This window comes from Noviherbaspirillum sp. Root189, assembly GCF_001428545.1.
Lineage (GTDB): Bacteria > Pseudomonadota > Gammaproteobacteria > Burkholderiales > Burkholderiaceae_D > Noviherbaspirillum.
This window is the reverse complement of record NZ_LMHZ01000054.1, coordinates 1-8,795: the sequence shown is the minus strand read 5'-3', so window position 1 is coordinate 8,795 and position 8,795 is coordinate 1. Positions and strand designations below refer to the sequence as shown.

The window sequence follows — 8,795 nt, the reverse complement described above, 5'->3', positions numbered from 1 at the left end:
CAGCACTTCGAACGCATCCGGGGCCGAGGCCCAGAAGATGTCGGGCCGCTGGCCGGGCGAGGCTTCCTTGATGAAGGCCAGCGACGCATTGGAATTCTTGTTGAGCACCTCGACCTTGATGTCCGGGTGCTTCTGCTCGAACGCCTTCTTGTACGTGTCCGTGATCTCCTTCGGAAACGACGTGATGATCGTGATCGATGCCGCTTGTACCGAGGCAGCTGCAAACAGTAAGAATGCGGCGATTGCCGTTGGCTTACGCTTAAAGTTCATGTCTTCTCTCCATTTATTCATCGTTTGGTTCGCGCATTTCATGCTTACGTGAAACCGCTTGATCGAAATATAGCTACAAGAAAAAACAATCTCCAATCACAATTCATGATGCATGCCTATTTAATTTCTTATGATGCGATGCACAAACACTATTCAAGCGTGAGGCCAAGCACGGCCACAGTCCGCAGGCGAGGCTGGAAACTCCTGGCGACATGCCTGTATTGCGAGCGCATATCAAAATGCCGCATGGTGCGTTGTGCGGGCGCGTTGACGAGTACCGGCCCTAACTGGTTAGTTGCTTTGCTTTGCCTTCACTGCGCAGTGTCGGGAAACTGAGATAGCCCGGATCTTCTGCGCGGCACGAAGCTGACAATTCGAAATTACTATCGCCAATGGGCGAAAGTACTGCGTGTGCCGCACACGCTGCAACGGCGTAAATGACCTACTTGCCAAGGTACTCGGGCAAACTAAACCACTACACTGACCGTCAGTGTCGGCGATTCTGAATAGTCACATAGAAAGGTGGCCTACATAGGCGACATTTCGCTTTTTCGTTAATAAACGGTCACACCTGCATGAGAAAATCTCGTTCTGCAAGGCCTGTCCCAGGCTGATCGAGAGTCTGATTCTTACCGTTTATCCTGCTTGCAATCATGCATTCGTGTCGATTCAAGACATACGCCATCTGTGCCACGGCGAGATGACTACGAGAGGAAAACAAGCGATTGAGTGCGCTTAAATCTTTGGCGGCTTCAATTTTCCTCGCTAAAATGACCGACAGAGACTGCACGCCGAATTACATCTGTTTCGCGCCCCCGTGCTGGCAAGCGCGAAACTGAAGCTTAATTAAAACAGATGATTTACGCCGAAGGAAACGCCGGTCTGACCACGCTGCCCTGTGGCAGGAACAACCACACCAGTGTACTTATTACGGTCGATCTCGGCATAGAGATTGGTTCGTTTAGAGAGTGCATATGTGGAGCCGATCATATAAAGGTTTCTCTTGCCGCTTGTGGCGGTTGGTGTACTTATCTTGCTTTGATAGATGGCACCAGTAATATCCAGCGCCGGCGTCACTTTGTAGCTTGCACCCGCCCAGGTAATCTTCCCCTCGTATTCTGAGGTTGCGGTTTTCTGCACTTCGTCGGAATAGCCTGCCGCAATGCGAACGGCGCCAAACTGATATGCGCCACCTACTGTGTAGGCGTCATTGTTCAAACCCGCGGCTGTCTGCTTACGTGTATATGCGCCGCCAAACGCAAGTGGTCCCTCCGTATAGGCAGCACCGATCGCCTTTGCGGAATTTCGGCTCATATCTCCCGCAACTTCTCCAAGAGCGTATTCGGCCCTAACCATAACCGGTCCAAATTTACCATCATACTGAATGTCGTTACTAAACCGGTTTCCTGAGGTTGCAGAGCTACCCAATCCGGCAGCAGAGGCCGCTGCAGGTAGCGTAGTGCCTCCTCCGGAGGATAGCGGCACTATACCGCTGAACTTGTATCTGAACGGATCGTATAGGCTTACGATACGGTAGGCGACGGTATATTGCCTACCCAGGTTAATTGCACCCCATGATCCGCTCAAACCGACCGACGCTGTCCGATTAAACATGACCCCTGCAGCATCCTGTGCACCCGTTTTTACGGAATAGCCACTTTCTAATCGAAATTGCGCCTTGAGTCCGTCTCCCAGATCTTCCGTGCCGTGAAAACCCAGACGGTTGGAATTGTAGTTCCCGGTACCCATGCTAAGAGTATCCTTACCGGCGGCATTTGTGTTCGTTTGATAGCGAACACCGGCGTCTACCGACCCGTATACCGTGACGTTAGACTGCGCTTGAGCCACCGCAGAACATCCTGCCGTCGCTATGAGTGCCATCGCTAATTTCTTCATTCATTTCCCCCTGATCTTGTAATGCGTCAATTTGTAAGCGGTGTACAACCGCGATTTACTATGTGGTGGCCACGTTTCATTACTCGACCAAGCTTTTCTGCAAGTCCAGCATGCAAAAGCTACTATGCTTCGCCATCGGGGCTACCACGCGCGCTGGGTTGCGCAAATATATGTTTGAAGTTCTTGTAGAACAAATCGAGTTTCCTTATCCGAAGTATCACGATTTCTAATAAAGCGGATTTCATAAATACCTTCGGAGCAGAAGCTGGACTGCCCGCAGATGAAACCGTTGTATGGAGCCGCCCAACGGATACTGGATGCGCGATCCGTATTTGTTGCCGGTCGCCGCGAAATAATTTCTACGCCAAGTTGATTGAACGGACGTTGAATAACGCTATCGTCGTTTCAGGAAGAAAGCCGCTGAAGTTCAGCACGCGATCAAACGACATGCCGGCACAATCTTGAATCGTTCTAGTATCGACCGGGTTTCGATTGAGCGAATAGCTGCAGTCTTGAAGCAGACGTAACTGGAGACGCCTGAGGCGCAAAGCGGCACTCTTTTTGCGACGGCATGCGACAAATTAACGCGTCGATGCGATCACAGAAGCACCTGCCAGCGATACGGCAAGTTCTGATTTGTCAGAAAACTGTTCGGTTCGCGTCTTCACTATTTGCACGGTACGTACTTCGGCCTGGCTTAGAGGACTGTCGCTACAGACTGAGCCTGATGGCGCGTTTCTTGATGAAGAATGCAAGCAAGGTATCAAGGTATCCATTACCACCTCCTATCTGAGCACCGCCAGCAACGACGCCGTTGAGCGACGTGCTCGCAGTGAGTCACTTGTCTCAGTCTTGATGCATGCCTCTACTTTGGCGATCAGGTTTGCGCGGGAGTCAAGCAAGTAATGCAGCAACTGATCCAGTGTATCAACCTGCAGATTGGCAATGGCGACGCTGACATGACACATCGCCATATCACGCTGAATAGATAAGGTGCCGTGTGCCAGGCCTGAGCCGAGAAAGTTCAGTTCCAGCATATGTGCAAACAAACGCAGCCGCACATCATGCGCCGTAGGCAATAACAGTATAGACGTATAGACATACAGATGGCCTTGCTTCTCATCGTGTTCAAGAAATAGCTCGGTTCCATCCTTCAAGCGTAAACCTACCGCACCTTCCGTCGACAGTTTCAGGTTGGCGATGGCCAAGCTCGGCAAGTAACACATTTAGTTTTTGAACATCATGCATTTTTTATGGATGGCACGGCGATATTTTAATGGGGCAGCACCGCGAACGCTTCCGAACGTCCGCATTATCGGGGCAGGGCATGAGATGATCCCAGCTCCATCAGCTTGCTTTCACGTTCACGGCGTATTTCCATCAGCCGTGCCAATGCATGATTGCGCGCTTGGACAATGCTCTTCGCCTGGGAGTTGAGACTGCGAAGTTGCCACCGTATGACCATTCGGCGCAAGAACTGGATCAATTCATTCATCTTATTACTCCATTGATTTGGGCATCGTGGATAGCTATTCGTTGAAAAATGCATGCTTATCAATAGGTGGTAAACGATGCAGTCCCGGTTCCATCCGCAATCAGGCATCGTCGTCTCGTTGAATGGATATTCTCCCAGACCATCAATTGCAACACGATGCGTCGGGCAGTTTGCCAGCAAAATTTGTACGGCATGCTGGCGAGGCGCGGGTAGTTGCAGGACCCACCCCTGGGCCTTTGAGCTTGTTGAATGGCGAAAAGACCGTTTGAAAATTAGTTTTGGTCGAATAGCCGCATCAGAATCAGGCTACCCATAGCGGCAAACGATTCAGATTTTGACTCTGTGCGTGGCAACCTAGCGGAAATGACCGGCTTTGGTAGTCGAATGCCATTTGAAGCGTCTATTTCTGCAAATTACGAAATTCCGGATGAGACCCGTCCCTGCAGCGCCTTGACCACATCAATCCGCCTGTAGTGCGTGGCATTAGCGAGCGCCGTCTTCCCTGATTTGTCCCGTGCGTGGACATCGACCGCGGCGTGCGACAACAGTGCCTCCACTACCTCTACATGCCCCATGACGGCAGCCAGCGCCAGTGGCGTCGATTCATCCTCGTCGGCCAGATTGACATCGACGCGGGTCGAATTTAATAGCGTCATCACCGCATTCACCTGCCCGCCGATCGCGGCCCAAGCAAGAGGTGTCCAGCCGCGGGCGCTGATCAGATTCGGATTGACCCTCTCGACTTCAAGCATCGTCCGGATGTAGTAGTTGCCGCCCTTGCGCGCGGCACAATGCAAGGCCGTCATGCCATCGAAATCCTGCTGATTCACATCGATGCGTGGATCGGCAAGCAGCATACGAAACAAACCGACGTGAGCACGAAACATCGCGATACCGAGCACATCCAGACCGCACTTATCGCGCGCGCCGGTATCGACGCGCGGATTGGACAGCAACACGCTGACCATGTCCGCCTTGCCAATGAATACGGCATGCAGTAAAGGCGTGCGGCCATCATCATCGTAGCGATTGTGCTCGATGCCATCGATGCGCAGCAGCCGATGTACCAAATCTACCGTTCCATAATGCACCGCGTAATGCAGTGCCGTCCAGCCGAGATAATCGGCGAGATTGAGGTCGATATCCCCCTTCATCAGCAGGATATCGATGATGTCGGCCTGACCGCAGGCAATTGCGCCTGCCAGCGGCGAGCGGTCATCGGCTCCGGCAAGATTGCAGTCTATGCGCGGGTTCGCAAGCAAGGCCTTTGCCGCGTCGATATCGCCGGCGACAATAGCGCGGGTCAGTGACGTCCAGCCATCAGCGTCGCGCCGGTTGACCGCATGGATGTATGCCGGCTTCGCGGGAGCAGCGTTCTGCAATACGCGCAGCCGCACTGCATTGCCGGCTTGCGCCGCACCCGGCACGGTCTGCGGGTGTTTCGCGTTCGCGGCCTTTGTGCCGGTGCGCATGCTCAACAGTTTGTGATCCAGGAACGTGTTCATTTACACCTCGTCTTTGTCTTCTGGCAGTACGTTGACATATACGATATTTTCCTTCATAGCCTCGATCGCCTCACTCAGCGCTAGGCTACCCTCCCACCCTCGGAATCCGATCAGCACCTCTCTCGCCGTCGCTTCGAATATCTCCCGCTCTTTGGCCAAATGCTCCTCTGTGTCAAGAGCGTCAGCATCGCCGGCCACTTCGTAGGCCATCCGAATTGGCTGCAAGACCCCCTTTGCCAGCTCGAGCAAGGCATCATCCATCGTTTTGCGGTCCGGCGTTCGCGATATCAGCTCGGGATCGATATGGTGCGGCGTAGCCAGTATGCGTTGCACGCATCCGGTATAGCAGGAAAAAGTCGGTGGACCTCCGCTCCTTTTGTACCACATGTCCTGCAACTGAATGAAAAACGCTTCTTCCAGGTTCTGCCGCATATCATCCGGCTTGTTCCTGATGTAGAACCACATCTCCCGGAAGACATCCTGCACCGTGGTAGTCAGATTACGCTCATTGACAGCCCCGCCATCCGGCATATGCGCAATTTCGTCAATGGCCGCGCCCACGTCGTCCAGCCGCGTTTGCATCGCGTCAGACGGACTGGCGTTTGAGGCACGCGCTATCGCAGCCAGTACTTCTTTCGCCGCAACCGCAAAATCCGGAATCACATGAGCCTGTACTGCGTCGCCGGATGAAGCCGCCTCATTCAGCCGAACGAGCATTTCTAAATTTTTCTCCCTCACGGCACTTAACATAGCGACACCGGTCATCAAGTGTCCGATCTGATGCACGTTGCGCTCGGCTTCTACACGTTCGTCCGCAATGAGCGCCAGCTGCATTGCCTTGAATCCCCTGCCCTCAGCCAAATCCTGAATATCTTCGCGCGGCACGCATATGCCTCCAAGGTTCAGACCTCCCGTCGGTTTTAAATCGGCATCAGCTATGGTCAATTCGCTCACATCCAATGTGGCCTCGTACTGAATTTCCGCACTCGCCCCAGGAAAGTTCATAGAGAAAGGTTCTATGCGTCTATTCCAAATGATTTGCGGCGGAGGCTCTTGTTCCTCGTTTCGCAACTTGTCTTCCTTCGACACAGCATCCAACAAGACTCTTGCATAGTTCGATATGCTGTGGATGCGGTCGACTGCCACGGTATCGCCCTGCCTCATTATTCTCTGGACTTGCTCCGGATGTTTCAGCAGTTGCTCCAGCGCGAGCGAAAATTGGAATACCGCGCCTTTGCCACCATTCGCCTCGATCAGTTCGGCCGCATGTTCCGTCTCCACGAAACGCTGCAATATTTTTCCCAACTGGAAGTTGGTACGTGCAGCGGGCGCCAGATTCTGCGCGACGCCAACCGGCCGCGTCTGCGCCCACGTCTTCAATACCGAAACCCAGGACGCCCTGGTGACGGGATGGTGGAGTCGATTTAGACTATCCTTAATCTTCTCGGAAAACTCGCCGTTCATCGAAGTCAGGCACAGTAGCGCCTGATTGGGATCGACCCGGGGATCATTCAACAGAGCCTTTACAAGATCCAGATAATCCTTCTTGGTAGTTGGAGGAAGTTCTCCTGAGGACATTCTTACCACTGCCTGCGCCAACGGTGATTGAAAGTGGGCATCCGGTTCGTTGGGATCGATCGAACCGGCAGTGAGCCGGCCTTGTTCATTCAACGAATAGGGATGATTAAGCATCGCCCGCACGATTTCAAGCTTCCCGCTTTTGAGAGCAAGTCCGAACGCTGTGTCGCCTGAGTTCGTTTTCGCATTGGGATCGATCGTTGGCGTGGTCCCAGATCTGGACTTCAGCAGGATTTCTACCACGAAGCGTTTTCCTTTCATTGCCGCAAAATGCAATGCGTTATTGCCGTCATTGTCCTGCGAGTTGACGTCCAAGCCTGGCAGCTTCAACATTTCATTGACTATCCCCAGGTGTCCGTAAGTGCAGGCAAATATAAAAGGCGTATGACCGCCGTCATTTATTTCATTGGCAGCATCAACGCCAACAAAATTCAGAATTGTTGTGACAACCTCCTGTTTATTATTGCGTGCGGCGATATGAAGCAACGTATTGCCGCCTATCCCCTTCGCCAAGGCGAGCGTTGGGTCGCGCTCCAGCAGCGCCGTGATAGCTTGCGCATAGTCTTTTTCTAACAGCCGCTGCAACAGCGCCAATCCTTTATCTTCCGTATCATAGACATCGCCATGTTTCAGCAGGGCCGTCATGATTTTTTCGTTACCCTGCTCAAAGGCCAAATCGAACGGTGTCTTATTCTCGCGATCTTTCACGTCGATCTTGATATCGGGGGTTTTGAGCAAGGCTTCAACTATTTCAATCTGATGCGCGTCGCATGCTGAGTGAAGCGGCGTCCGTCCGTCGTTAGTGGTTGCCAAATTAACGTCGATGCCGGGGGCTCCCAGCAATGCGGTGACGCTACAGGGAGCTTTCTGCCTGCATGCGGCATGAATCGGGGTAAGACCAATCGGATTCGTCGCATTGACTTGTATGTCCGTTCTCTTCAATAGCTCCTCGACATAAACCAGCATCCTTTCTGGCCCAATGCCAAGATGGAATTTTCCCATGCATGCGGCAAGAAGCGCGCTATGGCCATATTTGTTAGGCTTATTGACATCAACGCTACTATCCTGCAGCAAGCTCTTGAACTTGCCAATATCCCCATCTTCAAACGCCTGAAAAAGCGGTGTGTTGCCGTGTTCGTTCAGCCCATTGACATTGCTGGTTACCGCGCTATTCGACGACTCCGCTTGCGCAGCCTGTGCGGCCAACCATACCGCACTTCCTCGTCGGTGGAGACCCAATATAGGCTGATTGGGATCCGATACCGGCTGGTGAAGTGTGCTCGCACTGCCAGCGACGTTTTGTCCGTCGGGAATGTCGTCCACCACATTCGTCATCGGTATCGGACTTGCGCTTCGTGAAGAATTGATTGAATCCGTCATTGGATTTCCTTTATCCCTGTTATATATGCTCATGCCGAAGACGTTCGGTCCTCACACGCCATTGAGAAATAAACGCTTTGCATGGCCGTGGCGATCGCTTTCAGCCACCCGTGCATCGACCATGTCCTCACATTGCAAAAACGCCAGCACAATCGGTGAAACCCAGAGAAATTTTCGAGGCAACATCGATAGCTAACAATCGCGAGGAATTTCACATCGTTCATGAGTGGGCGTGAGACGCGTAAAGGTTCCATCATCGCTAACACATCCGTAATGGGTGCAGGGCAAAAAGTAGACGTTACTCCGCCAAGGACACGAATTGAGTGTCGGCGCCGCTTCGGCCAGCAAGCCCCGGAGATGATGCGCGGTGCAGCAGGCGCGACCTTGATGCGGGAATCGCAGCACAGGCGGGCATACTTGATGTGCTGATGCAGCATCACCCGTACCTGCTGGGAACGATGTCGACCAGCACGCTGCCGTCATACGGGCAAATGCCTTCAGAATCGAGCAGCTCGTGACCCAAGGCGCCCCGCGGCGGCGCGGGATCGAGTGGCTTGTGGCCACCCCTTTTATCCTGTCTGGGAACAGTCACGCGGCATGGACGAGACTGCACGTGACGCGTTTCTCGCGCGCTTTACACCGGGTGGTTGTGGAATAGGCTTCGCGGTACT

General features: G+C 53.1%; 5 protein-coding genes and 1 pseudogene. All 6 read right to left on the bottom strand.

The annotated features are described in order from the left end of the window. Nucleotides 1–270, bottom strand: a pseudogene (locus ASE07_RS22815) (ABC transporter substrate-binding protein); the annotation flags it as partial. 846 nt (nt 271–1,116) lie between these two features. Further along, a complete protein-coding gene (locus tag ASE07_RS28415) occupies nt 1,117–2,166 on the bottom strand; it encodes a porin (RefSeq protein ID WP_082584406.1) in 1,050 nt (349 codons plus the stop codon). Nucleotides 2,167–2,951: 785 nt separating this feature from the next. Beyond that, nucleotides 2,952–3,374 (bottom strand): type III secretion system chaperone, encoded by a 423-nt coding sequence (locus ASE07_RS22805; protein ID WP_162256936.1) that lies wholly within the window; start codon nt 3,372–3,374, stop codon nt 2,952–2,954. Between the two features lie 104 nt (nt 3,375–3,478). After that, the gene (locus ASE07_RS22800) at nt 3,479–3,661 is read right to left on the bottom strand and encodes a hypothetical protein (RefSeq protein ID WP_057293125.1); all 183 of its coding nucleotides are present in this window, start codon (nt 3,659–3,661) and stop codon (nt 3,479–3,481) included. A gap of 413 nt (nt 3,662–4,074) precedes the next feature. After that, a complete protein-coding gene (locus ASE07_RS22795; protein WP_057293124.1) occupies nt 4,075–5,166 on the bottom strand; it encodes an ankyrin repeat domain-containing protein in 1,092 nt (363 codons plus the stop codon). Then, complete coding sequence (locus ASE07_RS22790) at nt 5,167–8,124, bottom strand: ankyrin repeat domain-containing protein (RefSeq protein WP_057293123.1); 2,958 nt, start codon at nt 8,122–8,124, stop codon at nt 5,167–5,169. Nucleotides 8,125–8,795: the final 671 nt, after the last annotated feature.

What these genes read in the sequence shown, in the direction of transcription:
- ASE07_RS28415 (WP_082584406.1), bottom strand. Translation starts at nt 2,166, where the DNA reads ATGAAGAAATTAGCGATGGCACTCATAGCGACGGCAGGATGTTCTGCG.
- ASE07_RS22800 (WP_057293125.1), bottom strand. Translation starts at nt 3,661, where the DNA reads ATGAATGAATTGATCCAGTTCTTGCGCCGAATGGTCATACGGTGGCAA.
- ASE07_RS22795 (WP_057293124.1), bottom strand. Translation starts at nt 5,166, where the DNA reads ATGAACACGTTCCTGGATCACAAACTGTTGAGCATGCGCACCGGCACA.
- ASE07_RS22790 (WP_057293123.1), bottom strand. Translation starts at nt 8,124, where the DNA reads ATGACGGATTCAATCAATTCTTCACGAAGCGCAAGTCCGATACCGATG.